Here is a 26,527-nt window from a genome sequence, read left to right as displayed (position 1 = left end):
CGCGAAGCCGCGAAGCCGCGAAGTCCAAGCCACCGTTGGCTCCTCTTCTTCGCGTCCTTCGCGTCTTCGCGCGAGACAACGATATCAGAATAGAAGAGCAGGTTTGTTGAGAGCCAGAAGACTCTCTCACCCAACCTTCTCAACCACCCCGTTCTTCGCCCGGTACCGCCGCACCGTCCCCACCGCCCGTTCCGCGAGACCCTCCGCACCGATCTCCTCTTCGAGTTTCAGAATCGTCTCCGCGGGCGCCGCCGTTGACGGGTAGCGGGGGGCGACCGTGCACCCGATCTTCCCGGGCTGGGCCTCGAACGTCCCGATGGCGCGTGCGCGGTCGACGACCTCTTCCTTGTCGAGGCCGATCAACGGCCGGAGCACCGGAACGGTCGCCGCGGGAGCAATCACCGCCATGTTCGCGAGCGTCTGGGACGCCACCTGCCCCAGGTTGTCGCCGCTGACCAGGGCGGCGGCGTCACGCTCTTTTGCAAGGATACTCGCCACCCTGAGCATGAACCGCTTGCAGAGGACACACCGGTAGCGCGGCTCTTTCAGTGCCGTGATCGCCGCAAAGAACGGTTCCATCTCCACGACCAGGAGATCGAGGGCGTGCCCCGGGATCCAGAGAGAGAGCCGGGCGTGGTTCTGCAGGACGTTCTTCTTCGCATCCGCACCCCCGAACCGACCGCCGTGCATGTTGACGTGCACCATCAGGCAGCCCCGGCGCATCATCAACCACGATGCGACCGGCGAGTCTATTCCTTCCGAGAGCAGGGCCATCACCTCTCCCTGTGTCCCGTAGGGGAGGCCGCCCGGCCCCGGGATCTTCTCATCGTAGACGAGACCGCCATACTCCCGGGCTTCCACGAATATCTCGTAGTCGGGCGCCGTCAGGTCGACCCTCGCCTCCGGTATCCGGTCGAGGACGGCCGAACCGACCGCCGCCGCGAGTTCCTGGCTGCTGAACCCCTCGACACCCGACCGGCGCGCCCTGACCGCAAACGACATCCCGGGTTCAAGATGCCTCTCTGCATGCTCGACTGCCGTTGCCGCGAGCCCCTCGATATCTGCCGTGGTCACCGTGCAGACGCTGGTGCTCACCACCCCGAAGGTCTTTGCAGCCGCCGTAGCGATCCGGTGGGGCTCGTCTCCGTAGATCATGATTCTCCCCCGGTATGTCTCGATACGGTGAGTAAGCCCCTCGCTCTCCAGCGCAAGGCCGATGTTTTTTGTCATTATCGATATGTACCGCCGTTTCACCGTCTCGCTCTTGAGGAAGATCTCGCCGTACCTGATCATCACCGCTTCCACGAATCCGCACCTCCTTCCCGGTAACCCCCAGAAGCAATCGTTACATCCGCAAACCCGAGTTCCTTCACCGCACCGCGCAGTTCCTCAAGCCTCCGGCGGTACGCCGGGTCGGCCTCGATGGAGGCCCGGCGGGCGCCGGTGCATCGGACGCGTATCGTCCCCGGGATCTCCCGTGCGAGAAGGGATTCCGCCGCCGCGACGAGCGCGAGGCACTCCCGGGTGACCGGTTCGCCGGGGGGGATGCGGGTTGCGAGGCACGCGGACGGTGGGCGGACGGGCACCCCGAGCTCCCTCGCAAGTGCCTCGATATCCGCCTTCCCCATACCGCACTCGGCAAACGGGCTCCTGATCCCAAGTTCGGAGAGCGCCTGCATCCCGGGCCGGGTATCCGCACGATCATCGGCGTGGGTTCCGTCGACCACCGTCCGGCATCCCCGCCGCCGTGCCTCCTCCACGACCGCCTCCATCATCGCCCGCTTGCAGACGTAGCACCGCTCCGGCCGGTTCTCCCGGACGGCGGGGACAGCGAGCATATCGAGCGGTATCACAACGTGCGGGACTCTCAGGCGCTCCGAGAGTTTGCGCGCCGCCGCGAGTTCCCCCGGCGGGGTGAGGCTGGTATCGACGCTGATGGCGATCGCCTGAATCCCGTGACGCCTGGCAATCACCAGCAGAACTGAGCTGTCCGTTCCACCAGAGAGCGCGACCGCAACAGGTTCATACGATTTCAGGAGTGCATCAAGCCCGCGAACTCTCGTCATCTGCCCTTCATATGCTCGTTCGTCCTAGATGAATGTTCGCGAATCGCGCCAATTCCCGGTATCTGCACGAAGAGCAAATGATTTTTAACAGAGGCACTCCGAATGTGTACTGATATGGCGAAGAAAAAAAGTGCCAAGCAGGCAGAACCCATGAAACTCTTCTATATTTTTTACAATCAGGAGCGCTGGGACAACTGGATCAAGACGCTGCAAGAAGCAAGTTTCGAGCCCGCTGAAGGTGAAGAAGTCTCCGAAGGCGAACAAATGCTCTTCAGTTTCACCGAAGATATCACCCTCTCGGTCTTAAAGATCATCCGCCTCTACCAGAACGGCCGGTTCACGAAAGAGGAGGCCACGGAGAAACTCGACGACGTGGAGATTATCGTCATGACCGGCCTCCCCGAGGGGGAACTCGAGGATATCATCGGGTCGATCCAACTCTCGCTGCTGGTGCTCTTCACCGCCTGCCGGAAGTACCTCGAGGGCGGGTTCGACAAGGACATCAAGACCCTCGTGAAGAAGGGCAAGGGCATCGACGAGGAGAACCTCGAAGAGGCACTTGAGGTTGCGGCGAATATCGGGGCCGCCGTGGTCGACGGCGCCACCTGCTGCGCGAAGTACATCAAGGACAACGTGGAGAACCCGACCCTCTTCGACGAGTGGCTCATCGAGATCGAGACCATGAGCAACGCCATGAAGTCGCTTGCGAAGTTCGACGAGGAACCCGGCGAGTCGTCGTGATTGCGGATAAGGCCCGGTTTCGGGCGGCACGGAAACTTGAGCGGACAGCGGGGTTCCGGCTCCCGGACCATGCCTTCTCGGGCGCGTTTCTTGAGTCGGTCGGGACGGCGATCAACTTCGAGAACCTCGATCGCCGGACGCACGAGCAGCTTCTGACCTTCTTCCGGGACTTCATGGACTGCAAGTGCAAGAACGCACCTTTCTGCGGGTGCCCGGAGAGGAAGTTCACCTTAACCATCATCGAGTTTCGGGAGCTGGGGCTCGATCACCGCCAGATCAGCGCCCACCTCCTTGACGAATACGGGATCGACCTCTACCCTGCCGACATCCTGAGTTTCCTCGAAGACTCCGTCCACATGCTCGAGGCGATCCGGGACGTCGCCGAACTGCAGGGACGGGAAAAATTGGCGGAGAACGCCATCGAGCACATCAAGAAGATCGAGCATTAAACCTGTCTTTTCTACCGTGCCCGATCCCCGGGGTTCCGCATCATGGGAGCAACGTTGCACCCCGCCATCTCCCCGAAGCAGAAGAGAAACCGCTCCCGAATGCTTGTCGGCAGCCTCGCCTCCGGGATGGGTTCGAACCCGAGTCTCTCGTAGAACCCGATCAGGGGAAGGGTCGAATGGATGTAGATCGTCTCGGAGCCGCATTCGTCGAGGAGTATCTGTACGGCTTCCTTTGCGTATCCATGTCCGCGGTGCTCGTCCAGCGTGAAGACGCAGTCCATCTCAAGACCGCCGGGATGGCGGGTGCAGCGGGCCGTCGCCGCAAGGGTTCCGCCAATAAAGACGCCGAATATCCTCTCCCGCGTCGAGTCGGCCTTCTGGCCGCGGTAGTGCGTCCAGATAGTCTCTGCAAGTGGGAACTCTCCCGGCTGCAGTTCGCGAACCTCTTTCTTCATCATCTTCTCCAGGTGTAGCCACACATTGCCGCACCTGCTATTTTAACGGGACGGGTAGTCCTGCCCGACCTCAGAGGACACCCGGCCAGGGGATACCGAGACCCGTAGTCAACCCTTTTAATTCGTCGTGGATGCCCCGGTCAATCTTGAGGAGAACCAGGAGATAGACCAGCCCGCCGAGTGCGACCGCCCCGAGGACGACGAAGACGCTCGTGAGCGGGATGACGAGCGAGTAGGCCACAACGATAGCGCCCATCACGAGCGCGGCGATGAGGATGTGCCCTACGGCTCCGCGCTCTATCCGCACACGGATACTCCGGGAAAGAGTGCGGTGGGCAAGCGCCGCGTTCAGCACCATGGTGGCGAGCGTGGCCGCCGACGCGCCGACAATGCCGTACGCCGGGATCAGAAGGACGTTCAGGCCGATATTCACCGCAACCGCGATTGCCGTTACCCTGAACGAGTCTTTCGGCCGGTCGAGAGCATTCAGGCACATCGTCTGGAGGAACATGAAGACGTGGGCTACCTGGACGAGCAGGAGCAGCGTGAGAGCCGATGCCCCGGAGGAGAACGACGCCCCGTAGAAGAAGTAGAGGAGGCGCTCGCCAAGGAGCCAGCCCCCGGCAAGGACGGGGACCGCGAGCAGGAGCGAATACGTGAAGGCACGGGCGAGCGCGTTCTCCACCGAAGATACTTCGCCCCGTTTCCCCCAGAAACTGACCTTCGGGTAGAGGGTGGTGCGGAGCGCTATGGTAATGAACGTCGCAACCGAGGTGAGCTGGAGCGCCACGCGGTAGATGCCGACGTCGGCATCGGTCAGGAAGTAGCCGATCAGGATGGTATCGGCGTACGAGAAGACGAGGTACCCACCCGCGCCGAGGAACGTCCAGAACGAGAAGGCAAAGAGGCTCCGGACGTGGGAGCGGGCAAACGGCGCGAGTGAGAGGTCGAGGAAACGGAAGGCGAAAAACCCTCCTGCAAGGAGCCCGGCGACAAACCCACCGGCGAGCCCGGCAACACCGTAGCCAAGGATAACCGCGGCGACCTGGACGACTACCCGGATCACGTTGTTGAGCAGGCCGCTGATCTGGTTGACGCCGACCTTCCCGGTGCCGTAGATGGCGTTTGAGGTGATGGTCGTGAAGACGCTGACGATCAGCGCGATGACCAGCCAGGGGAAGACTCCCGATGATGTGAGGTCGGTAAGATATGGTTGTGCGATGAAGAGGAAGCCGACCGAGACGACCACCAGCATCACCCGGAGGAAGACGAACGCAGTAAAGAACGCGTTCTGATCCTCGCCCTCGCTGATCCGTTTTACTGCGGCGCCCCCGAACCCGCCGTCCCCGAGCAGGTTGAATACGCTGTAGTAGGCGACGAAGATGAAGTACGCGCCCAGTATCGACGGCCCGACGGTATGGGCGAAGAACATCGTGGCGAGAAAACCGATCGCGGTGAGGCCCAGCGTTGAAGCGAGGCTGATAACACTCTGGCGCTGGACGGGGTCGATGCGCATGACACGGGCAAGATACCCGGAGGGGCGGGACACAGGCAAGGGTTTGCCTGTGAGAAGCCTTATTGCTTTTGAACCGGAGAGGAAAGGAGATGGCTATGATCCAGCAGGGTGGACGTGTCTCCGGAACGAGAACTGCGATACGTCATGGCGGAGCGGTGCTAATGTATAGAGTGGCGTCAACGTATAGTAGCATTATTCAGTGCTCCAGAAGAGGGCACGTACGAAACTACCGGTGGTGAAAAAATTGGACGTAGGGGTGATCGGCGTCGGAATTATGGGCAGGAACCATGCCCGCGTATACTCGGAACTGAAAGCGGTGGACTCGCTCCACCTGTTCGACCTCAACGAGAAGGCGGCCCGCGACCTTGCCGGCGCCTTCGAGGCAACGGCCTCTCCAACCCTGGAGAGCCTGCTCGAAAACGTTGATGCCGTGAGCGTCTGCGTCCCGACGCCCTACCACTTCTCTGTTGCGGAGACGGTGCTCGATGCCGGGGTGCCGCTGCTCATCGAAAAGCCGATCTGCGCGACGGCGGAAGAGAGCCGGCGGCTCATCGAGAAGATCCCCGACGGCCTTGTCGCCGGAGTCGGGCACATCGAGCGATTCAACCCGATTGTCCCCGAGATCAAAAAGATCGTCCAGCGCCCACTCTACATCGAGATGAAGCGGCATAACCCGGCCTCTTCCCGGGTGAGCGGCTCCTCGGTCGTCGAGGACCTGATGATCCACGACGTGGACATCATGCGAAACGTTCTCTTCCCGGACGGGGCCTATCACCTCGCCGGCAGCGGGAACGAGGATGTCTGCAGCGCCCTCTTCTCGTTTGATGGTACTCCAGTCTACCTCTCGGCAAGCAGGAAGTCCTCGAAGAAGATCCGGATGATCTACATCGAGGAAGAGGAGTTCACCGTCGAGGGGGACTTCATGGCTCAGGAGATCTACATCCACCGGAAACCCGGCCAGTATTCGGTCGAAGACGAGCGCTATGTGCAGGAGAACATCATCGAGAAGGTGCTTGTGAACAAGCAGGAGCCGCTGAAACTCGAACTCTCGACGTTCCTCGACTGCGCGGCCCGGGGATACGGATTCCCCGTCAGCCCCGCACAGGCGCTGCTGAACATGGAGATCTGCGAAGATGTCGCACGGTGTTTTGCGGCGTAAGGATGGTTTTACATGAGCACCAGGTTACAATCGATCATCGATAGAATTGGGCCGATCAGAAATATCGGCGTTATTGGAATGGGCTATGTCGGCATTCCCGCCGCGGCGCTCTTTGCAGACGCACCCGGGTTCGAGTTCGTCCGGGGATTCCAGCGTGACTCCCCATCTTCCGGTTATAAGATAGCCATGCTCAACCGGGGTGAGTCACCGCTCAAGGGCGAGGAGCCCGGGCTGGAAGAACTGCTCAGAAAGGTCGTCGGTGCGGGGAAGTTCCGCTGCACCTCGGACTTCTCCGAGATCGCGACGTGTGATGCAGTGACGCTCGCCATCCAGACGCCGTTTAAGGATCCAAAAGACCTGATCCCCGACTTCTCGGCCCTGACTGAAGGGCTCCGGCAGGTGGGCAGGCACCTCACGGAGGGCACGCTCGTTGTGCTCGAGTCGACCGTCACCCCCGGCACGACCGAGCGCATGGCTCGTGAGATTCTCGAAGAGGAGTCGGGGCTCGTCGCCGGCGAGGAGTTCTGCCTCGCGCACGCCCCCGAGCGGGTGATGGTCGGGCGGCTCCTCAGAAACATCCGGGAGCACGACCGGATCGTCGGCGGGATCGACGATGTCTCTACGGCGCGGGCGATCGAACTCTACCGGCCGGTCCTCACGACGGGGAAGATCATCCCGATGACCGCGACCGCGGCCGAGGTGACGAAGACCGCTGAGAACGCCTTCCGCGACCTCCAGATCGCCGCCGCAAACCAGCTTGCGCTGCACTGCGAGGCGATGGGCGTCAACGTCTACGACGTCCGGGCGGGGATCGACTCCCTCAAGGGCGAGGGGATCACCCGGGCAATCCTCTGGCCGGGCGCCGGTGTCGGCGGCCACTGTCTCACGAAGGATTCCTGGCACCTCGAACGGGGCGCACAGGTTCTCGGCGGCGATCTGTGGTACCCGCACGGGGCCGAGTCGATCTTCGGCGTCGCACGGGCGCTCAACGAGTTTATGCCCCGGCACATGGTCCACCTGACCCTTGAGGGACTAAAACGGGCGGATAAGTTCCCAGAGGGCGCGACGGTCGCGCTGCTCGGGTGGGCGTTCATCCAGAACTCCGACGATACCCGAAACACGCCCGCTGAGCCCTATCTCGCGGCGATGGAGGAGGCGGGTGCCGAGGTCAGGGTCCACGACCCGTTCGTGGACGAATACCCGGGGATAGAGGTTTCGCACGACCTCGAGGGAACGCTCGCGGGCGCGGACGTCGTCACCATCTTCACCGGTCACCACCACTATGCTTCCCTCGATCCGGCGCGGGTGAAGGAACTCTCGGGAAAGGAGCATCCCGTGATTGTCGACGGCAGGAATGTCGTCGACCCGGACGCGTTCATCCAGGCGGGCTTCATCTACAAGGGCATCGGCCGCGGCGACAGGAACAATCATCCGATCCGGTAGCAGCCATGAAGATCGCATCGATCGTCGGCGCCCGGCCGCAGTTCATCAAGTGCGCTCCCGTCTCCCGGGAACTCAGGAAAGAGCACGAGGAGATCCTCATCCACACCGGCCAGCACTACGACCACGGCATGTCGGAGGTCTTCTTTGAGGAACTGGCGATTCCGAAGCCCGACTACAACCTCGGCATCGGCTCCGGGACCCACGGTCGCCAGACCGGGGCGATGCTCGGGGCGATCGAGGATGTCCTCGAAAAGGAGAAGCCCGACGTCGTGTTAGTCTACGGCGACACGAACTCCACCCTCGCGGGCGCGCTTGCGGCGGCAAAACTCCACATGCCGGTCGCCCACGTCGAGGCGGGGCTCCGGAGCAACGACAGGCGTATGCCCGAGGAGGTGAACCGGGTGCTCACCGATCACGCATCGGACCTCCTCTTCTGCCCGACGGAGACCGCCGTTGCAAACCTCGCGGCCGAGGGAGTCACGAAGGGCGTCCACCTCGTCGGGGACGTGATGCTTGATGCGATGAACTACAACCGCGGGATCGCGGAAGAACGCTCCCGGATCCTCGAGGACATCGGGGTCAGGCCGGGGGAGTACCTCGTCGTCACCGTCCACCGGCCGTCGAACACCGATGATCGTGAAAACATGGCTGCCATCCTCAGCGCGCTTGGGGAGACCGATAGACCGGTCGTCTTCCCGGTTCATCCCCGGACACGGAAGTGCCTCGCAGGATACGGCCTTCTTACGAAGATGCCGGAGAACGTCAGGGTCGTCGAACCGCTCGGCTACCTCGACATGATCCGCCTGATGGCGCACGCGGAAAAGATCCTCACCGACTCCGGCGGTGTCCAGAAGGAGGCCTACATGCTTGGCGTGCCCTGCATCACCCTCCGGGAGAACACCGAATGGGTCGAGACGGTCGAGGCGGGGTGGAACGTGCTCGTGGGGGCGGGGAGGGAGAAGATTGTCGATGCTATTCGGCATTTTTCACCCGGAACACGTCAGAAGAGCGTATTCGGTGACGGAAACGCCAGTGTTCTGATCGGGAAGATCCTTGCCCGGTTTCAGTATGCCCGATCTGGATAACAGTGCCCGGCATGTGCCGGGACACGAGTGAACGTTGAGGCTGGTAAACTTACGTTCGAAATTTCGACCATTGCATAATATTTGATCCTTCCCGGCGCATTCACTGTTTTTGCAGCTGACTGGAGTTCTCCTCCGATCCGGTATGCTCCTTATTTGCCCGGTGCCGCCCACTACGATAAAGTATAAGTCTCCCGAAAGACAGTTGGAGTCGCTTACCCCCCTCATTTGTGCCCGGTGACATCAGGGAAGGTCCCGGCCAGGGAGGCGCAAACGAACTCCGGATTATGCGTATCTGTATGCTCACCACGACCCACCTGCCCCACGACGGGCGGATATTCGAGAAAGAGGCGAAGAGCCTGGCAAAGGAGCACGATGTCACGATCATCGCCCCTTCGGAGAACGAGAGCATCGATGAGAACGGAGGCGTGCAGATCGTCGCCGTCCGGAAACCCCCTTCAAACCTCCTTCATCCGGTGACGCTCTGGAGGGCGTTTCGGGCGTGCCTGAACCAGAAGTGCGACGTCGTCCACTGCCATGAGCCCGATGCCCTCCTCATCGGGGTCCTTACGAAGTTTCTCAAAGGGAAGCGGGTCATTTACGACATCCATGAGCACTGGCCGAGCGAGATCCCGTTCGATCTCGGTATCCCGAACGCGACGGTCCTCACGAGGGTCCTTGAACCCATGCTCTCCCGGGGAGAGATCCTGCTCTCGCGGTTTGCCGATGCAAAGATCGCCGTCAGCGAGAGCGTCGCGGAACGATTCGGTCGGAACGGGACACTGCCTGTGATCGTATCCAACTATTCGGTTGCTGGCCCGGTGCCGCCGGCTCCGCAGGCAGGACGCAGCCGCAACGTGGTCTACATGGCCGGAAATATGCAGTTGTTCCACGGCATCAGGGAGTGCATCCAGGCGATGTCGAAGGTGGCTGCAACGGTTCCCGGGGTCACCCTGACCCTCGTCGGGAACATCCGCGAAGATATCGGTGCGATCGCTGCGAAGACGGACCCGAGACCGGAGATCACTCTGACTGGCTACCTCCCTTACCAGGAAATGTACGAAACGCTCCGTAAGGGCAGCATCGGCCTCCTCGTCTTCCAACCCGACTACTACAATGCATACATCGGCCTCCCGAACAAGCTCTTCGACTACATGCTCTGCGGTCTCCCGGTCGTTGCGAGCGACTTTCCGGAGATCCGGAAGGTGGTGGGGGAGACAGAGTGCGGGGTGCTGGTCGACCCGACCGACCCGGATGCGATCGCGGAGGCGATCGTCTACCTGCTCGAGCACCCGGACGAGGCGCGGAGGATGGGGGAGAATGGGCGGAAGGCGGTTCTAGAGCGGTATAACTGGGGGGAGATGGAGAAGAGGCTGCTCGGGGTATACAGGCAGGTTGAGGAGGCGGGAAGGGGCGATCGGAGCCGTGGCCGCAGAGCGCGATAATTTCCGGCCTTATCCAGTGCTCCTATCTCTCGCATACGGGATACCCGGTTTATCCCACGAACAGCATCACCCCGCATGGACACGCCTGCTGCAGGGTTGCATGAGCCCGTTTAGCAAAGTCTGGAGGAATTCACGTGAAGGAGCAAACGAAGATATTCCTGGTATCCCCTTCTCCATCCACATTCACCGAGCGCGATCTCGAGGCGCTCAGGCGGGAATACCGTGTCCGGGAGGCCGTCATCAGCAACTACCAGGGGAAAAACGGCCTGAAGCGGTCACTCCTGATCACGTTTGAGATACTCCGGGGAGTCCTCTGGGCCGATCTCACCTACTCCTGGTTTGCCCACAACCATTCGTATCTCGCCGTAACGCTGGCAAATCTCCTCGGGAAGAGAACCATCGTCGTCATCGGCGGGTACGAGGTCGCGAGAGAGCCTGAGATTGAGTATGGTGCCCTGCTGGACCCGAAACTTGCAAAGAGGGTGAACTACATCATCCAAAACGCCGACCATATCCTCGCGGTATCGGAGTTCAACAGGCGGGAGATACTGGAACTGGGCGATCACCGTCACGTTGCAGTCGTCTATAACGGGATCGACTGCGCGCAGTTCTCCCCGGGAGAGGAAAAAGACGATCTCGTCATCACGGTATGCCAGATCAACCAGAGCAACATCACGCTCAAGGGCCTCGACACGTTCCTTGAGACTGCGAAACGCCTCCCGGATCTCCGGTTCGCCATCATCGGCCGCGATCTTGACGGGAGCATCGAAGACCTGAGACGGGATGCCCCGGCGAACGTCGAGGTTGTCCCGTCTCCTTCTCAGGGGGGACTCCTGCAGTGGTACCGCCGGGCAAAGGTCTACTGCCAGCTCTCCTACCGGGAGTCGTTCGGTGTTGCGCTTGCCGAAGCGATGTCCTGTGAGTGCGTCCCCGTGGTGACGGACAGGGGCGCCCTCCCGGAGGTGGTGGGAGACACGGGATTCGTGGTGCCGTACGGGGATGCGGAAGCGACGGCAGCGGCGATATCGGAGGCGTTACGGTCAGACAGGGGGAAAGCGGCAAGAGCCAGGGTTGAGAGGGAGTTCTCCCTTGAGGAGAGGATGCAAAAAATCCGGAATATCATCGAGGAAAGATCTGTGTGATCCGGATCTCTGGATTTTGCCGGTGGAGCGAATCTTCACGGCGAAGGGGATGAACCCAACCATACAGGAGGTTTTGAGTCCGCCCGGATCGTTCAGGGCGCTTTCCTGATGAGCCCATCGACCGATTCCCGCACGTTATTATTCCCGCTCAGGACGTCGTAGACGAACCGTGCGATGGGCATGTCGATGTCATGGTTCTCGGCCAGTTCGATGATCCCTTTGACCGATCTGGACCCCTCGAACGTCACGCCGGACTCTAAATAGGGGGTTTTTACGATCTTTTTGCCGACCATCAGCCCCAGTGTCCGGTTGCGGCTTTTATCCACGTTGGCGGTCAGGTTGAAATCCCCAAAGCAGCAGAATTTTGTGAATATCCCTTCATCAAGAGAAATAGCCCGTAAAAAGGTGCACATCTCCTTGTAGCACATGTTCAGGAAGGTGTAGTGCTCGTTATGGTTGCTGTAAACCGAATCCCACATCCCCGTTCCGATGGCGTATACGTTCTTCAGCACGCCGCATAACTCGACCGCTCTGATATCGTCCGAAAAATCCAGGATGAATTCCCCGAAGAGATCCGAGATCGTTGCTCTCAGCGATGGATCCCCGCCGGCACCTATCGTAGCGCCGGCGATATGACCGTAGGCAATCTCATCGGCGAAGGTCGGCCCTGAGAAGCAGGCCATATTCGGGTTGCCCGTCTCATCGCGGATAATTTCACTCATCGTTTTGAGCGACGGGTACTCCAGTCCTTTGGCTACCGTGACGAGGAACTTGCCTGCAAGATCTTCGTGCGCAGCGCTAACGATAGACCGAACTTCACTTGAGGGGACAGCGATGACCACGGCCGCACAGTCCACGACATCCAATCTGTCGCCCATTAGTCTCGCACGGATATTGGGGTTCAAGCGCAGACCCGGGAAATAACGCGAATTACAGTTGTCACGGTTAATCGAATCGACAACCGCCTGTCTCCTCCCGAACACGATAACCTCTCCGGCCCTCCGGGAGATGCTCTGCGCAATGGCGGTACCCATGCTTCCGGCACCGATGACCCCAACTTTCGATATCATCAAAACCGCCCCCGTGCACCGGCGGCTATGCCCGCGATGCTCTCGGCATACCTGAGGTCCCGGATATCGTCGATCTCCGTCCATTTCAGTCCGTTCGTGAACGAGTATGCAAGGTTCCCGCTCTCTGACAGGGACTGGTAGATGAAGTCGTAGTAGTTATTCGGATCCCCCGAAACCAGGGCATTCAGCAACCGTTTCGCTTCGCCGATATCCCTGCCGGCGATCTTCGAGATACCGATGAACTCCCCTGTCGCGTTTACTATCGGGACGGTTTTTCCCATCTCTTCGATCCGGCCGTTTACTATCTTCACTTTAAACGATTCTTCCGTGAGCGGCTTTGTATTGTCAACCACAATCGCGGTCTGATCTATCTTCAATAAATTGTCCAGGATGGCACGATCGTACAGCACGTCGCCGTTAAAGATGACAACATCGTCATGTATGCCAGATAGCCCGATATTGAGGGAATAGGCTGTGTTCGTCGAGAGGTAGTCACCGTTACGAACCAGATTGAGCCGAACGCCATAGGTTCTCTCCAGTGTCGTGCAGGCTTTCCGTACCATATCCGCCTTGTACCCGATGACGATGGTGACCGCGTCTACATCAGAAGACACCAGATCCGAGACTATTCGTTCCAGCAGCGTGCAATTGTCGATTGTAAGCAGGCATTTCGGGCCGATCTTCTCGAGATCGATGTCTCTGCCCAATCTTCGTCCACATCCCGCTGCCAGGATTACGCCGATCAAAGTGAAACACCGCTCTTATTTATCGTGCGATATACGCCTGTAGATTATAACAATATTTGGTTATTAACTGTGCGTATCAACCGGTCGTGTTGCTGAGGTTCTCCCCAAAACCGCCTGCAAGCCTTTGGCGCACCTGGTACAAAGCGATCATATGCGGGATTTCTGCCGTGTGGACTGTACCATGGTCTGAAATGAGCATGCTTTTATTCTGGCAGCGATGTGGGGAGATGCGTCCGCCGAATGCATAACTTCCGGGAGGTGCAAGCCGTGACCCGGAGGGTGCTTGAAAGGCTCAAAGTCTCCTGGTAGGTCCACCCGAAAGATTCTGCGACATCTCCAACCAGATCTGATTAACGCTGCTCGATCAGTCTGCAGACTCTTTCAGATGCGAGTTCGTCGGTGTACCTGAACAATAACCGTCGTAGCCTGATCCTCTCCGGTTCCCATCTGTCCGGGCCGGCGAGGGCATTCGTAAGCGCTTCTATCAGTTCATCGACATTGGTGGAGACCTCTCCCGGTGCCCAGTCGCGAAACGGTTCGAGAATAAATCCTCTTTGATCCCGGTACTCCCCAATATCGGGCACGTGGAAGACGATCGGTCGGTTCAGGTGAAGAAAGTCGAAGTACACCGACGAGTAGTCGGTGATCAGGATATCGACGGCGTTCAGGAAGTCGTAGATGGTATCACCTGATTTCCGCAGGTCATCGTTTAAGAGTATGTGGATATGCTCTCCGTTATACGCTTGGAAGAGATTCTCGTCGTGAGAGTGCGGTTTGCAGACAAAAAGCAGATTCTCGTCCTTCACGAACCGGCGAAACTTCTCGCTTGCGAGGATCTCTTCGAGGATTTTACGGCTCGCACCGGTATCATATTCCCGGAAGGTGGGAAGATACAGTAGAAGCCTCTTTTCAGAAGTGCCGTCCCGGCCGAGGATACGGCATAGTACGTTTATCCCGGCAGCTCTGGGCCTGTAAAGAGCATCGCACCGGGGTTGTCCAAGGACCAGAACCTTACCGGGATCGATCAGGAAAGCGGAAGAGAAGATCAGCCGCTCGAGTTCTGAGGGTGTGATAAGATAGTCCACGGAGTTCGCAAACCTCCGCAGCCTCCATGTTGCAGAGAGTCTCGCGGCGGCGTTCGGAAAGTCGGTATCGGCAAAGTACCCGATCGTCTTCAGCGGGAGGCCGTGCCATAGTTCGATGCTTACCTGGTTTCTGGACTTCCAGGCTGGTGTGCCGTGGGTGCTGATGATGTACTTTGCCGTCAGCGCATGGTAGAGGTATTCACGTGAGCGGCGGATGACGTGGTTTGCATTGATGGGTGAGTAGACGCACCAGATCAACTGATGGGTTCTATCGAGGCCGGATTCGAGCATTTTGTCGTAGACGTACTTTGCGTTGTCGGAGTAATCGGGCACCGAGAAGAACAGGATTTTATGCTCATCTTTCGGCACGAGCAGTGATACCGCTGAAAAAAGAAGGGTGCCTGCATCATAGGCCAGCGATCGGATGCCGTTGACGATACTGCGAGGGACCATTGGATCGAGGGGATATACTCGCGTTCTCATTGTTTAAGTAAACGGTTGGGGGACAGGGCGATTTGGTGGAACTGGGTGGGGTCGCATGGGCGGTTGGCTGCTTGGTGGAGCGTTTGAGGGGTTGTATGAATGAACTGGGGGGCCAAGGAGGCAGTGTTACCCGGGATAGATGAAGAGGGTGCGTACCGGGTGATTGTGGGACATATTAGTGCATACAGCCGTGAATTGTATCTACTATCATAGTTGGTTTAAAAAAATCATAAATTACACCATAATCCCACGAGTTCCGTATTTCGATAAGGTATAAGTTAATGTCTATCAAATTGATTTGTCTGAATCGATCTGTTGTGACATATCAGGATGCGGGAAATCTGCAAGGACTGTACATCTCAAACGAGGCATAAAAAGACATGATTGGAGTGCAACATGACGATGAGTATGCAGTTGAGGAAGTGTTTCAGTTACTGAAGGTTCCCTGGGAATGGTATACCCCGACATCCAGGTATGATGTTGTCATAACAAAAACCGGACATATTCCAGAGACCTGTAACCGAATTGACCTCACCGATAATGACCTGATCAAAAAGATTGCCGATATGCTCAACGAGGGGCTCCCTCGTAACCGCAGGCCGCTCTGCGAAGAGTGCCTGGACACGTTGCGCCAGCAGATCAAGCGTTTCTCCCCGCTGATCGAGATCCCGCCGATACCCTGGGGATACACCTACTCGCTTGCGCTTACGCACGATGTGGATGTCGCCTCCGTCAGAGAGCGGTCTTTTCTTTCGGTCTTCTATGCAGCCTACAACTGCTTCCGCCAGCGGAGGTTTGTCGAGGGAACCAGAATCGTGCTCGCGAAATTCGGCCTCGCGAAGGACCCCTGGGATCTCTTTGAGACCTGGAGGAGACTTGAGGAGCAGCTCCAGGTGAAGTCTACGTTCTACTTCCTGCCCCAGAGCGGCTATGCGGGTATCGGGTCTCCGAAGATTCGTGCCGGATATTATTCAATCGATGATACTCCGGTTGATGAACTTGCTGCCCGCGGGTGGGAAGTGGGGGTTCATGGCCTAGACAACTGGGTTGATAAAGCCAGCGCCGAGAATGAACGCATGTCTCTCCCGAAGGACGCAAGAGTAAGGGTAGGCACACGGGTTCACTGGCTGCACTTCGATGAGGGCACATGGCAGATCCTTGATGACGCCGGCTATGATTACGACTCAACATTCGGGTACAACGAGGATATCGGATTCCGGGCCGGGACATTGCAGGTCTACCGGCCACGCGGGGTGGAGAGGCTGCTGGAACTCCCTCTCCACATCCAGGACGTCAGCCTGTTCGGGAGGCACTGCTGGCTCACGACAGAAGAGGGATGCAAGCGGGTAGACTGCCTGAGTCTGGACGAGGATGAGGCGTACCAGACCTGCAACGAGATCCTCGATCAGGCGTTGCGATACGGTGGTGTTGTCACGATACTCTGGCACAGTGATTGCCTGGCCGCGCCCCGCGACTGGGGCGATGTATATACGAATATCATCAACAGGGCCATGGCAGATGGGGCGTGGGTAACGCGCGCAATTGATATTGTCGACTGGTTCAGAATGCGCCGCAATGCCAGATTGGACTATTCGAAGACCGAAGACGGCTTCAAAATCACGATTACAGGCCTCGAGCGGGCTCGATCATTGCCGCCGTTGCGTGTCCGGGTTCATGTCGACCCGGAGAGAGTCCGGCATATCGATGCAGAGTATGTCTGCGGCGACGGGTATGTGGATATCAGGTTCGATAGAGAACAGGTGAACGTGGTTTTGTCATGAGGGTTCTGATCACTGACGGAAACTTCAAGCACACGCTGGCGTCAGTTCGGTCTCTGGGAAAGAGGGGAATTGATGTTACGGTGCTCTCTGATATGCGCCTGAGCGTCTCATTCCACTCAAAATACTGCTCTAAAAGCATTCTCGCCCCCAACCCCGAACATGATACCACGTTTGCCGAGTCTGTGTACGACCTGGCAAAGCGGGAGCAGTTCGACGTAGTCCTGCCGATCAGTTACGCGGCAGTCGACCAGATATCCCGGGTTAGGGAAAGATTGGAGCCCTATGTCCGGGTGCCCCTGCCGGATCGGGCCTCGATCGACCTCGCCGGGAATAAAGATAAAACCATGCAACTTGCAGAGAGCATCGGCGTCGCCATCCCAAAGACCTTCTATCCGCAATCGCTTGAAGATGTCGAGCGGGTCGCAGACTTCCTCTCCTATCCCGTGGTGGTGAAGGGAGCACGGGAGAACGGGAATGTCGGGTATGCGAATTCGGCAGAGGAGCTTATATCCCAGTACCAAAAAATATCGGCGTTCGCCCCAATCGTCCAGGAATATATCTCTGGCGGGGGCTATGGATTTTTTGCGCTCTACAATCACGGGGAGGCAAGAGCAATTTTCATGCACCGGCGGCTACGGGAATATCCGGTCACCGGTGGTCCGAGCACCCTTGCCGAGAGCATCTACGACCCCATGTTGATGGAGCAGGGCCTGAAACTGCTTGACAGTTTGAGGTGGCACGGCGTAGCCATGGTCGAGTTCAAGAAGGACGAGCGGACCGGGAAGTACTTCCTGATGGAGATTAATCCTAAATTCTGGGGATCTCTTGAACTCGCCATCGCATCCGGCGTAGACTTCCCGTACCTGACCTGCAGGATGGCATGCGAAGGAGACATCGAACCGGTTCTTTCCTATAAGATCGGCGTCAAGTTCAGGTGGCTCTTCCCCCTGGACGTGTTTCATGCCGTGACGAAACCGGGAGCCGTACCAGAGTTCATCTCCGATTTTGCGGACAGGACCATCTGTTATGACATCGATCCCCACGACATCGTGCCCAACATCCTGCAACTGGGGATGACGGCCGGCGAGTTTGCGCTCCGCATCAAACAGGGGAGATTCTGGAGGCCGCATGGAAGACCTCTACTTTGACTGTCACATCCACTCAAAATATTCGCACGATTCGTTGATGCGGCCGGGAAGGATCCTGAAGCAGGCGAAGAAAGTGGGTTTGACCGGCGTCGCAATAACCGATCATGGTACTATCCGGGGTTCCCTTGAAGCCAGGAAACTGGAGAGGGAGATCGGGGTGACCGTCATCCCCGGTGTGGAGGTTCTAACCGACTCCGGTGACATAATCGGTCTTCTCGTCAATGAGGAGATTCGCTCCCGCAGATGGGATGAGGTTATTGACGAGATCAGGGAACAGGGAGGCGTTGCCGTCCTCCCTCACCCATATCGGGAACATCAAAATGTTTCCGAACTGGCAAAAGCGGTCGATATGATTGAAGTATGGAATGCACGAAGCACGGTAGAGCAGAACGAGAGGGCGGTGCAGTTGGCCCGGAGGCTTCGGAAACCCGGGATGTATGGCAGCGACGCGCATACCTACGCAGAGATCGGGAATGTGAGTGCGCTGGTGAATTGCGGCACCTGGGAGGTAAGAAAAGTTGTACGTGCAGAGTGCTCTTCACGATCGGCGGTTATCCGGTCTCACATAACCCATCACCTGAGACGGGGTGAACTTCTGCAACTGATACAATCTGGATGGCGGTACCTATGGAAGATCATAGACTGATGGTGCTGTCTGACCATTACCTTACGTTTGTCAAGGACCAGGTAGAATTGCTCGCAAGGGCATTTGCTCATACTGATGTGTACGTCAGGTACCACCCCGCAACCGAGATCTCCAGGATATTTCCAGTTCCCCGCCTCAAGGCTTTCCGGAAGGATTCGCTTGTCGATCGGATGGCTCTGCCAAAAAATGTATCCATCTATCCGGTGTCTCTCTTCTATCTCCCCATTGACCATCAGTTCAAAAGGGTTGGAGAGCGATATTATAATGCCATCGAAAACTTGCTTCAGGGGTCCAAAGCATCTCCAGATATCATTCATGCGCATTTTGTCTGGCCGAACGGCTTTGTAGGTGCGAAGCTGAAGGAGAAGCATAAAGTCCCATTTGTTGTCACCGCACATGGGTACGATATCTACGATCTGCCATTCCGAGATGCGGAGTGGAGAGGGCGAATTGAAGCCATTCTCAACGCCGCCGATGTGATTATAACCGTCAGTAACAGCAACCGCGAATGCATGAAGAGACTGAATGTGACCACTCCGGTGAATGTCGTGCCGAATGGATTCAGACACGATCTCTTCTACCCGATGCGAACGGAGACCTGCAGAAATGCCCTCAACCTCCCCATCAATCGGAAGATACTTCTTAGCGTTGGAAATCTGGTGGAAGTCAAAGGTTACGCGTACCTGGTTGATGCGATCTCCGAAGTTGTTCGAGAGAGAACGGATGTCCTTTGTCTTATTGTCGGTAGAGGAGAGTTAAAGCGCAGGTTAGAAAAAAAGGTGTCATCATTAGGACTTGAACAATACGTGCAATTTATCGGAGGCAAACCGCATGGCGAGATTCCGTTATGGATGAACGCCTGCGACCTCTTTGTCCTGCCAAGTCTGAGGGAAAGCTTCGGGATTGTCCAGGTAGAGGCGATGGCCTGCGGGAAACCTGTCGTTGCCACAAAAAATGGTGGAAGCGAAGAGATCGTGACGCCGGGTAAAACTGGCCTGCTCTGTGATGCTGCAGATTCAAGGGGCCTTGCGGAGAGTATTGTCAGAGCATTCGGCATGCCGTGGGATGCCGATGCAATTGCAAATGCCGTCGGGCCTTACGCCTGGGAAAGCGTGGGAAAAAAGATTTTACGGATATATGGCAGTATAATCTGAAGTTTGTGGAGGAGAATCACGTATCCCTGAACCGAGGCGATACGCTCCGTCCCCCCTCCTCGCCCATCAGGGGGAGCGGGGGCAGTCGTGGTGATACTTGGTGGGAAGCCGTGTCCCCGGGATTGCACCTTGGTGGTGATTCACCAAAGCCGAAAGTGCCCAGTTTCCTGCACTCGCCCTTCGTGTGAGGCCATAATTGATCGTTCCTGCACACGGCAAAACCTCCAAAATAAGATGACACGGTCCACTATCCAAAAATTCTTCATTCCGATGAAGCCACGCCTAGTCGGCCCTGTGCGATTCCCGTAAGTCCGCGGGAAGTCGGAAATGTTCCCTGGCCGGATAGAACTCCTATGTTCTCCATGTGATCAACAGGATCCACCATTGTGACCTGAAGGCAATCGAAGCGACCAATAATAGTCCGACATCAAAAGGAAAAGAAATTGTATTTGTAACAGTAATTTTAAACAAGTTATCAGGTATCGAGGTCATCCCAAAACCCTCTGATAGGGTCGTGAGGTGACAATCGGGGTACACCGGGATCAGAGTTCTGCTCGCATCTGGTAGTTCAACGAAATCTAATAGCAATCTTTGGATACAGATAGCATGTGTAAGACAAGAAATTTTCGGAAATGTAACCATAATCGGGGATGATCCGACTATAGATTTCTTGGGTTGCTGCTGCATTCTGCTGTAGAGTCCCGGTTAACTACCGCAAATTCATGGTGACAACGATGAAGGACACTATTAACGGCGTCAGAATCAAGAAACTCAACGTCATTCCCGACGAGCGCGGCTGGCTGATGGAGATCCTCCGTTGTGACGACGAGATCTTCGAGCAGTTCGGCCAGGTCTACTGCACGACGGCCTACCCGGGCGTTGTCAAGGCGTGGCACTATCACAAAAAGCAGACCGACAACTTCACCTGCGTCCATGGGATGATGAAGGTCGCGCTCTACGACGCCCGCGAAGACTCCCCTACCTACAAGAACCTCATGGAGCTCTTCGTCGGTGAGAAGAACCCGATCCTTGTCAGCGTCCCGGCCGGTGTTTACCACGGGTTCAAGGGCATCGGCACCGAGACGGCGTTCTTTGTGAGCATCCCGACCCTGCCCTACAACTATAGCGAGCCCGACGAGTTCCGGCTGCCCCCGGACACCGACGAGATCCCCTACGACTGGGGTCTTGCACCCGGGCTGAAACACGGATGAAGGGGCGACAAAGATGACCATACTCATCACCGGCGGCGCGGGGTTCATCGGTAGCAACTTCATCCGTTACATGCTCACGGAGCACCCCGATACTCCGATCGTCAACCTCGATGCGCTGACGTACGCGGGAAACCCGGAGAGCCTCCGGGATGTCGCCGACAACCCGAACTACACCTTCTTCCATGGCGACATCTGCGACCCTGGCACGGTAGCGGCCGTCTTTTCTCGCCACCCGATCGATACCGTCGTCCACTTCGCCGCGGAGAGCCACGTCGACCGTTCGATCTCCGACGGTTCCACCTTTGTGCGGACGAATGTCCTCGGGACCTTCACCCTGCTCGACCACGCGCAAAAACACGGTGTCAGGCGGTTCATCCATGTCTCGACCGACGAGGTCTATGGGAGCACTCCTGAGGGATCGTTTTGCGAGATCGACAACCTGAACCCCTCCAGCCCCTACTCCGCGAGCAAGGCCGGATCCGATCTCTTGGCCCGCTCGTTCTTCATCACCCACGGCCTCCCGGTGATCGTCACCCGGTGCACCAACAACTACGGGCCCTACCAGTTTCCAGAGAAGCTGATCCCGCTCTTTGCCACGAACCTCCTCGAGGGAAAGAAGGTCCCGATCTACGGCACGGGGAAGAACGTCCGCGACTGGCTCTACGTCCTCGACCACTGCCGAGCTATCGACTTCGTTCTCCGGCACGGGGAGCCGGGGGAGGTCTACAACATCGGCGGCGGTGCGGAGAAGACGAACCTCGAGATCACCGAAAAAATCCTCGAACACCTAGAGAAGGACGGGTCGATGATTGCGTACGTCCCCGACCGAAAAGGGCACGACTTCCGCTACTCGCTGGACTTCGGGAAACTTCGTAATCTTGGCTGGAAGCCGGCGTATAGTTTCGATGACGCCCTCGCGGCGACGATCGCGTGGTACGCAGAGAATGAATGGTGGTGGCAACCGCTGAAGGGGCGATCGCCATGACGTTCTCGAAGGTCCTGATCCTCGGCGCCGGGGGGATGCTGGGGCACGACCTCGCGGCGCTCTTCTCCGGCGCCCGGCTCTGCGGGCATGAGGACCTCGATATCACCGACGAGGCCGCGGTGAAGGCCTATATCCGCGATGCAAAACCCGACCTCGTTATCAACGCGGCCGCGTACACGAACGTCGACGGGTGCGAGGACGAGCCCGAGACGGCGTTTGCCGTCAATGGCGACGCGCCGGGATACATCGCCGCCGCCTGCCGCGAGGTGGGTGCGGTGCTCGTCCACTACAGCACCGACTACGTCTTCGACGGCTCGGAGACGGAGTATGTCGAGGCCGACGAGCCGAACCCGATCAACGTCTACGGCGCCTCGAAGCTCCGCGGCGAGCAGAAGATTACGGAGAACATGGACGACTTCCGGATCATCCGGACCTCCTGGCTCTTTGGCCGGCACGGGAAGAACTTCGTCGAGACGATCCGGCACATCTCGCAGACGAACGAGACCGTCCGGATAGTGATCGACCAGGTAGGCAAGCCCACCTACACGATGGACCTGGCCCAAAAGACGGCCGAGATCGCCGAATGTCCGCGGGGGATCTACCATGCGACAAACGACGGCGTCTGCTCGTGGTACGAGTTTGCCCGGGCCTTCGTCCCGAACGTCGTTCCCTGCAAAAGCAGCGAGTTCCCGCAAAAAGCGAAGCGTCCCGCGTACTCGGTGCTTGTGAACACGAAGACAAGCCCCATGCGCCCCTGGAAGGAGGCGCTGGAAGACTACCTGCGCCCTACGGTGAAAGTACCCATGAAAGGCATCATTCTTGCGGGCGGGACCGGGTCCCGCCTCTATCCCCTAACGAAGGTGACGAACAAGCACCTGCTCCCGGTCTATGACAAGCCGATGATCTACTACCCCCTCCAGACGCTCGTCGCGGCAGGCATCAAGGATATTATGATCGTCTCTGGACGGGGACATGTGGGCCACTTCCTCGAGCTGCTGGGCTCCGGCAAAGATCTGGGGGTCCGGCTCACCTATGAAATCCAGGAAGGCGCCGGCGGGATCGCCCAGGCGCTGGGGCTTGCAGAGTCCTGGGCTGGGACGGACAACGTCGCGGTGATCCTCGGCGACAACATCTTCCAGGACGATATCAGAAAGGACATTGAGTCGTTCGAGTCCGGGGCGAAGATCTTCTTGAAAGAGGTCCCCGACGCCCAGCGTTTCGGGGTTGCCGAGGTGAAAGGGAGCAGGGTGATCGGGATTGAGGAGAAACCGAAGGTCCCGAAGTCAAACCTCGCGGTGACCGGGCTCTACCTCTACGACGCCGGGGTCTTTGAGATCATCAGGACCCTCAAGCCGTCCGGGCGGGGAGAGCTCGAGATCACGGATGTGAACAACGCCTACATCCGGCGGAGCGCGATGGAGTTCTCGGTGCTGGAGGGGTTCTGGAGCGATGCTGGGACGTTCGAGAGTTTGTTAAGGGCGAGTGTGATGGTTCAAAGTCATGGTGTCTGGCAGGGCACTGCTGGAAATTTCAGTCCTGAATTAGCAGACTGTCCCTCAAAGGCTATCGATGGGGGTAATAATAGTTGATCTGTGCCTATCTGTGTGCAGGTTCCGAAAGCAGCGTCATTCGGTGAAAACTATGTCCAAAACCGAATTATACCGTGGTAAAAGCAATCATTATTTCTCTGGTGTTCGATGGGATATCATCTCTCTAATCCCTGATGGAGCTCACAGAATACTGGAAGTCGGTTGTGGAACTGGAAACACGCTAATCAAACTGCGAGAGCTTAACAAAGCCCAAGAGATCATCGGGATAGAGTTAAACTATAATATCTTACAGGATAATTGCAACCGACTTGATGCCATTCTGGTTGGTGACGTAGAAGAGATTGAGCCGGCCTTTGAAGAAGGCTACTTTGATTACATTATCTTTGCTGATGTTCTGGAGCATCTCGTGAACTCTGCCGCTATTTTAGAGCGGTACTCCTTATATCTCAAGAGCACGGGATATATAATCGCCAGTATTCCAAACGTTAAGAACTACAGGATACTGCTTGACTTAGTGTTATACGACAAGTTTGAGTATGCAGACGCAGGGATCCTAGATCGTTCGCATCTCCGGTTTTTCACGCGAAGGGAGATGTATCGCCTTTTTAATAAAGCGGGTCTGGGTGTTGTCTCGGTGCAACCGAAGTTTGGGGGAGGGCACCTCGGTAACATCGATAGGCGCCTGAATCACTCTGTGGGCAGGTATTTGCCAGGAGGATCGTTCTTAGCCACTCAATATATCATCAAGGCAATAAGGAGAAACGGTACAGTATAATCATGGAGCTGTCGCAATATCTCCGGATCAGAACGACGCGTGGCAGTTTAATGAACTCTTGGAGTGATTGCGCATGCATCTTGTATCGTGGAATAGTCTTCTTGAATTGACCAGGAGAAGGAACGATCAGGCAAGGAGACGGAGTTCAGACAAATTACAGAAGATCTGAGACGTTACCTGGGAGAAACTCCATGCAAGTAAAGACCTCGATAATCATTCTTAACTATTGTTCGTTGAATGACACAGAGAATTTGGTTGCGCAACTTCTCGATATCAAAGATAATGTTCAGATTATAATTGTTGATAATGGCTCTCCAGATGACTCATATAACCATTTGATGGCTCGGTTTGGGAGTTGCAGTAATGTTTACTTGATTCGAAACGAGTGCAATTTAGGTTACGCATCAGGAAATAACGTTGGTATAAGGTATGCACTTGAGACTCTGAAATCTCCATATATTGCCATCATGAATCCAGATGTCGAGGTTGCTGAAGATTATTTCAGAAATATGATGGGATATTTGGAAGCCGATCAGAAAATTGCTGCAATAACAGGGATCATGCTAGATCGTCACAGCACTTTACATGTGGCATCGATAGCGTGGAAAATCCCGTCAAACCTTGATGATGTCTTTTTGAGTAGCGGGCTATTAAGGCGCATGTACAACCCTGTGAAGTACGATACATTCTCAAATATTAGTCATGTTAATCCAGGTATCTATTATGTGGATACTATCCCAGGATCTTGTTTTGTCATAAGATCTACCGTACTTAAGGAAGTTGATCTTCTAGATGAGGAAACTTTTTTATATTGTGAGGAGAGGATTCTTGCAAAAAAAGTAAAGGATATAGGGCTGACTAATGCCATATCAATAAATGATATATTCATTCATAAGCATGTTGAGAAGAAACACGATTTAAAACAGGCATTGCAGCATTATTACTGGGTTAGTACATCGCGGTTATACTATAACATGAAGTACAGCAATCTTGGTAAGATATCATATATCTGCCTACCTTTAATTGTGCTATCTATCCTCTTAGGTTTTACCGAATTAGTCTTCGTGCATCCCATTCGATGGTTACGATCCCTCCTCAAAATTTAATGGCTCTGTTGAATTCCTCCCAGACAACAACAATCACGACTGTTTAACCTGCCTTCATCATGTTATGGAGAATCGTCTTGCTTTTGATCTCCTTGACCTGGTACCCCACCTTTCGCCGGATCGTTTCCTCTTCACTGAATTATCAAACTGCAAGATCCTTGTACTTTTAGGAAAGCCTCTGCTGACTTCATCGAAGGATCCTACATCTCGATCGGTCATCGCGGGATCGTCGCCAGCGCCTTCGACCCCCTCGGCATCGCGCGGTCATTGACCGTGCCATTCCCGAGACACGGCAGCACTACCTCATCTAGGGAGATATCATCAAGGTCATGTGCTCAACGGTCTCGGATTCGTGGAACGGCGTCTTTACCTGTATCCGGAGTCTTCTCGGACATCGCCGTTGACCGGCTCCTCGGCGACGGCGTGACGATCGACCACCTCAATGACGACGTCTTGGGCAGGACGCTCGACGTGATCGCCGCGTACGGCCCGACAGAACTCTTCAACGTGATCGTCGCGGCATGCCTGCTCGCCAGTGATTACGGCACGCACTGCCTCCACGTCGACACCACCGCCTTCAGCGTCAGCGGCGAGTATGACGCCGACTTCGACTCTCGCGATATGACCATCACCTACGGCCGTCCTTGGGACGGCCGATGGGCTCTCAAGCAGTTCATCCTCGGGATATCGGCACGGCATCCCGCTCTTCCTGCAGACCTTCTCCGGGAACGAGTCCGATAAGAAGACGATGCTGGCGATCATCACGCAATTGACCGAGAGTTTGCAACACCCGGACCAAGTCTACCACATCGTCGATGCCGCGTTCTATACAGCCGAGAACCTCGCCACGCTTGGCACCCATACCTTCTGGATCGGTCGGGTGTTGGCGACCCTGAACGAGGTGAAGGTTCTCGTTGCCGCAGTTCTCCCCCTGCAGCCGTGTACGGATGACCACTACCAGTATGCGGAGCATGCGTCCAAGTATGCGAGCATCCCGCAAAAATGGGTTGTCTACCCATTCGGTGCCGATGCAGGGGCAGCAAGAGAAGACGTTCGAGAAACGGCTGGAGAATGACAAAAAGAAAGCTGAAACATCGCTGCGAAAACTCAGGGCACGGGAGTTCGCCTGCGAACCGGATGCCCGGATCGCTGCCGAGAAGTGGGGTAGCGTAACGAAAGTTCTGTAAAATTGAATTGGCCCTGGATCCAACCTAGATTTGGACAAAGGAGAAACAGGGCCATGGATCCCTTAGCGTTAATCGAAGATTATCTTTCCGATCAGGAGAACG

Annotated in this window: 23 protein-coding genes and 1 pseudogene; 17 read left to right on the top strand and 7 right to left on the bottom strand. The window is 56.8% G+C overall.

Annotated elements, in window-relative coordinates; translation table 11 throughout:
- Positions 1-126: 126 nt before the first annotated feature.
- Positions 127-1,305, bottom strand: a complete 1,179-nt coding sequence (thiI, locus tag FGW20_RS11320; protein WP_301678198.1) for a tRNA uracil 4-sulfurtransferase ThiI — start codon at positions 1,303-1,305, stop codon at positions 127-129.
- The gene (gene larE, locus FGW20_RS11315; RefSeq protein ID WP_301678197.1) at positions 1,293-2,066 is read right to left on the bottom strand and encodes an ATP-dependent sacrificial sulfur transferase LarE; all 774 of its coding nucleotides are present in this window, start codon (positions 2,064-2,066) and stop codon (positions 1,293-1,295) included. The genes thiI and larE overlap by 13 nt, the downstream gene beginning before the upstream one ends.
- Positions 2,067-2,180: 114 nt before the next feature.
- On the opposite strand from larE, the gene FGW20_RS11310 reads away from it, so the two are divergent.
- Both FGW20_RS11310 and FGW20_RS11305 read left to right on the top strand, forming a co-directional pair.
- Positions 2,181-2,807, top strand: a complete 627-nt coding sequence (locus FGW20_RS11310; RefSeq protein WP_301678196.1) for a DUF2150 family protein — start codon at positions 2,181-2,183, stop codon at positions 2,805-2,807.
- Positions 2,804-3,256 carry a DUF5814 domain-containing protein gene (locus FGW20_RS11305; protein WP_301678195.1) on the top strand — a complete coding sequence of 151 codons (453 nt, stop codon included), beginning with the start codon at positions 2,804-2,806 and terminating at the stop codon, positions 3,254-3,256. Before FGW20_RS11310 ends, FGW20_RS11305 begins: the two co-directional genes overlap by 4 nt.
- An 11-nt stretch (positions 3,257-3,267) precedes the next feature.
- On the opposite strand, the gene FGW20_RS11300 is transcribed toward FGW20_RS11305, so the two are convergent.
- Complete coding sequence (locus FGW20_RS11300) at positions 3,268-3,735, bottom strand: GNAT family N-acetyltransferase (RefSeq protein WP_301678194.1); 468 nt, start codon at positions 3,733-3,735, stop codon at positions 3,268-3,270.
- Between the two features lie 46 nt (positions 3,736-3,781).
- Positions 3,782-5,260, bottom strand: a complete 1,479-nt coding sequence (locus FGW20_RS11295) for a flippase (RefSeq protein ID WP_301678193.1) — start codon at positions 5,258-5,260, stop codon at positions 3,782-3,784.
- A gap of 211 nt (positions 5,261-5,471) precedes the next feature.
- On the opposite strand from FGW20_RS11295, the gene FGW20_RS11290 reads away from it, so the two are divergent.
- The 5 genes from FGW20_RS11290 to FGW20_RS11270 all read left to right on the top strand — a co-directional run bounded on the left by FGW20_RS11290 (position 5,472) and on the right by FGW20_RS11270 (position 11,498).
- On the top strand, positions 5,472-6,386 hold the full coding sequence (locus tag FGW20_RS11290; RefSeq protein ID WP_301678225.1) for a Gfo/Idh/MocA family protein: 915 nt from the start codon (positions 5,472-5,474) through the stop codon (positions 6,384-6,386).
- 12 nt (positions 6,387-6,398) lie between these two features.
- The gene (locus FGW20_RS11285) at positions 6,399-7,829 is read left to right on the top strand and encodes a nucleotide sugar dehydrogenase (protein ID WP_301678192.1); all 1,431 of its coding nucleotides are present in this window, start codon (positions 6,399-6,401) and stop codon (positions 7,827-7,829) included.
- Between the two features lie 5 nt (positions 7,830-7,834).
- Positions 7,835-8,914 carry a non-hydrolyzing UDP-N-acetylglucosamine 2-epimerase gene (wecB, locus tag FGW20_RS11280; protein ID WP_301678191.1) on the top strand — a complete coding sequence of 360 codons (1,080 nt, stop codon included), beginning with the start codon at positions 7,835-7,837 and terminating at the stop codon, positions 8,912-8,914.
- A gap of 296 nt (positions 8,915-9,210) precedes the next feature.
- Positions 9,211-10,356 carry a glycosyltransferase family 4 protein gene (locus FGW20_RS11275; RefSeq protein ID WP_301678190.1) on the top strand — a complete coding sequence of 382 codons (1,146 nt, stop codon included), beginning with the start codon at positions 9,211-9,213 and terminating at the stop codon, positions 10,354-10,356.
- 134 nt (positions 10,357-10,490) lie between these two features.
- Positions 10,491-11,498 carry a glycosyltransferase family 4 protein gene (locus FGW20_RS11270; protein ID WP_301678189.1) on the top strand — a complete coding sequence of 336 codons (1,008 nt, stop codon included), beginning with the start codon at positions 10,491-10,493 and terminating at the stop codon, positions 11,496-11,498.
- A gap of 92 nt (positions 11,499-11,590) precedes the next feature.
- Here the strand turns inward: FGW20_RS11270 and FGW20_RS11265 are convergent, their stop codons facing one another.
- From FGW20_RS11265 to FGW20_RS11255, 3 genes are all read right to left on the bottom strand, one after another.
- Positions 11,591-12,568, bottom strand: coding sequence for an NAD(P)H-dependent glycerol-3-phosphate dehydrogenase (locus tag FGW20_RS11265; RefSeq protein WP_301678188.1), 978 nt, complete (start codon positions 12,566-12,568; stop codon positions 11,591-11,593).
- On the bottom strand, positions 12,568-13,314 hold the full coding sequence (locus FGW20_RS11260; RefSeq protein WP_082223167.1) for a phosphocholine cytidylyltransferase family protein: 747 nt from the start codon (positions 13,312-13,314) through the stop codon (positions 12,568-12,570). The genes FGW20_RS11265 and FGW20_RS11260 overlap by 1 nt, the downstream gene beginning before the upstream one ends.
- 350 nt (positions 13,315-13,664) lie before the next feature.
- Positions 13,665-14,852, bottom strand: coding sequence for a CDP-glycerol glycerophosphotransferase family protein (locus tag FGW20_RS11255; protein ID WP_048115164.1), 1,188 nt, complete (start codon positions 14,850-14,852; stop codon positions 13,665-13,667).
- Between the two features lie 410 nt (positions 14,853-15,262).
- On the opposite strand from FGW20_RS11255, the gene FGW20_RS11250 reads away from it, so the two are divergent.
- The 10 genes and pseudogenes from FGW20_RS11250 to FGW20_RS13420 all read left to right on the top strand — a co-directional run.
- Positions 15,263-16,663, top strand: a complete 1,401-nt coding sequence (locus FGW20_RS11250) for a polysaccharide deacetylase family protein (RefSeq protein ID WP_048114664.1) — start codon at positions 15,263-15,265, stop codon at positions 16,661-16,663.
- Complete coding sequence (locus FGW20_RS11245) at positions 16,660-17,811, top strand: carboxylate--amine ligase (RefSeq protein WP_301678187.1); 1,152 nt, start codon at positions 16,660-16,662, stop codon at positions 17,809-17,811. Before FGW20_RS11250 ends, FGW20_RS11245 begins: the two co-directional genes overlap by 4 nt.
- Entirely contained in the window at positions 17,792-18,457 is a 666-nt protein-coding gene (locus tag FGW20_RS11240; RefSeq protein WP_301678186.1) for a PHP domain-containing protein, read from the top strand. The genes FGW20_RS11245 and FGW20_RS11240 overlap by 20 nt, the downstream gene beginning before the upstream one ends.
- A complete protein-coding gene (locus FGW20_RS11235) occupies positions 18,439-19,611 on the top strand; it encodes a glycosyltransferase (RefSeq protein ID WP_301678185.1) in 1,173 nt (390 codons plus the stop codon). The genes FGW20_RS11240 and FGW20_RS11235 overlap by 19 nt, the downstream gene beginning before the upstream one ends.
- A gap of 734 nt (positions 19,612-20,345) precedes the next feature.
- The gene (locus tag FGW20_RS11230) at positions 20,346-20,822 is read left to right on the top strand and encodes a dTDP-4-dehydrorhamnose 3,5-epimerase family protein (protein ID WP_301678184.1); all 477 of its coding nucleotides are present in this window, start codon (positions 20,346-20,348) and stop codon (positions 20,820-20,822) included.
- A gap of 13 nt (positions 20,823-20,835) precedes the next feature.
- Positions 20,836-21,807 carry a dTDP-glucose 4,6-dehydratase gene (gene rfbB, locus FGW20_RS11225; RefSeq protein WP_301678183.1) on the top strand — a complete coding sequence of 324 codons (972 nt, stop codon included), beginning with the start codon at positions 20,836-20,838 and terminating at the stop codon, positions 21,805-21,807.
- The gene (rfbD, locus tag FGW20_RS11220) at positions 21,771-23,396 is read left to right on the top strand and encodes a dTDP-4-dehydrorhamnose reductase (RefSeq protein ID WP_301678182.1); all 1,626 of its coding nucleotides are present in this window, start codon (positions 21,771-21,773) and stop codon (positions 23,394-23,396) included. The genes rfbB and rfbD overlap by 37 nt, the downstream gene beginning before the upstream one ends.
- Before the next feature lie 52 nt (positions 23,397-23,448).
- Complete coding sequence (locus tag FGW20_RS11215; RefSeq protein ID WP_301678181.1) at positions 23,449-24,132, top strand: class I SAM-dependent methyltransferase; 684 nt, start codon at positions 23,449-23,451, stop codon at positions 24,130-24,132.
- A 191-nt stretch (positions 24,133-24,323) separates the two neighbouring features.
- Positions 24,324-25,238 (top strand): glycosyltransferase, encoded by a 915-nt coding sequence (locus tag FGW20_RS11210; protein WP_301678180.1) that lies wholly within the window; start codon positions 24,324-24,326, stop codon positions 25,236-25,238.
- Between the two features lie 189 nt (positions 25,239-25,427).
- Positions 25,428-26,401: pseudogene (locus FGW20_RS13420) on the top strand (IS1634 family transposase); the annotation flags it as partial.
- Positions 26,402-26,527 lie beyond the last annotated feature (126 nt).

Source organism: Methanoculleus methanifontis, assembly GCF_030464365.1.
In the GTDB taxonomy this organism is placed as follows: Archaea; Halobacteriota; Methanomicrobia; order Methanomicrobiales; family Methanoculleaceae; genus Methanoculleus; species Methanoculleus methanifontis.
The sequence above is the reverse complement of the archived record's forward strand: the minus strand, read 5'-3'. Positions and strand labels throughout refer to the sequence as shown.

What these genes read in the sequence shown, in the direction of transcription:
- larE (WP_301678197.1), bottom strand. Translation starts at nt 2,066, where the DNA reads ATGACGAGAGTTCGCGGGCTTGATGCACTCCTGAAATCGTATGAACCT.
- FGW20_RS11310 (WP_301678196.1), top strand. Translation starts at nt 2,181, where the DNA reads ATGGCGAAGAAAAAAAGTGCCAAGCAGGCAGAACCCATGAAACTCTTC.
- FGW20_RS11285 (WP_301678192.1), top strand. Translation starts at nt 6,399, where the DNA reads ATGAGCACCAGGTTACAATCGATCATCGATAGAATTGGGCCGATCAGA.
- wecB (WP_301678191.1), top strand. Translation starts at nt 7,835, where the DNA reads ATGAAGATCGCATCGATCGTCGGCGCCCGGCCGCAGTTCATCAAGTGC.
- FGW20_RS11275 (WP_301678190.1), top strand. Translation starts at nt 9,211, where the DNA reads ATGCTCACCACGACCCACCTGCCCCACGACGGGCGGATATTCGAGAAA.
- FGW20_RS11265 (WP_301678188.1), bottom strand. Translation starts at nt 12,568, where the DNA reads ATGATATCGAAAGTTGGGGTCATCGGTGCCGGAAGCATGGGTACCGCC.
- FGW20_RS11255 (WP_048115164.1), bottom strand. Translation starts at nt 14,852, where the DNA reads ATGGTCCCTCGCAGTATCGTCAACGGCATCCGATCGCTGGCCTATGAT.
- FGW20_RS11250 (WP_048114664.1), top strand. Translation starts at nt 15,263, where the DNA reads ATGATTGGAGTGCAACATGACGATGAGTATGCAGTTGAGGAAGTGTTT.
- FGW20_RS11245 (WP_301678187.1), top strand. Translation starts at nt 16,660, where the DNA reads ATGAGGGTTCTGATCACTGACGGAAACTTCAAGCACACGCTGGCGTCA.
- FGW20_RS11240 (WP_301678186.1), top strand. Translation starts at nt 17,792, where the DNA reads ATGGAAGACCTCTACTTTGACTGTCACATCCACTCAAAATATTCGCAC.
- FGW20_RS11235 (WP_301678185.1), top strand. Translation starts at nt 18,439, where the DNA reads ATGGAAGATCATAGACTGATGGTGCTGTCTGACCATTACCTTACGTTT.
- FGW20_RS11230 (WP_301678184.1), top strand. Translation starts at nt 20,346, where the DNA reads ATGAAGGACACTATTAACGGCGTCAGAATCAAGAAACTCAACGTCATT.
- rfbB (WP_301678183.1), top strand. Translation starts at nt 20,836, where the DNA reads ATGACCATACTCATCACCGGCGGCGCGGGGTTCATCGGTAGCAACTTC.
- rfbD (WP_301678182.1), top strand. Translation starts at nt 21,771, where the DNA reads ATGGTGGTGGCAACCGCTGAAGGGGCGATCGCCATGACGTTCTCGAAG.
- FGW20_RS11215 (WP_301678181.1), top strand. Translation starts at nt 23,449, where the DNA reads ATGTCCAAAACCGAATTATACCGTGGTAAAAGCAATCATTATTTCTCT.
- FGW20_RS11210 (WP_301678180.1), top strand. Translation starts at nt 24,324, where the DNA reads ATGCAAGTAAAGACCTCGATAATCATTCTTAACTATTGTTCGTTGAAT.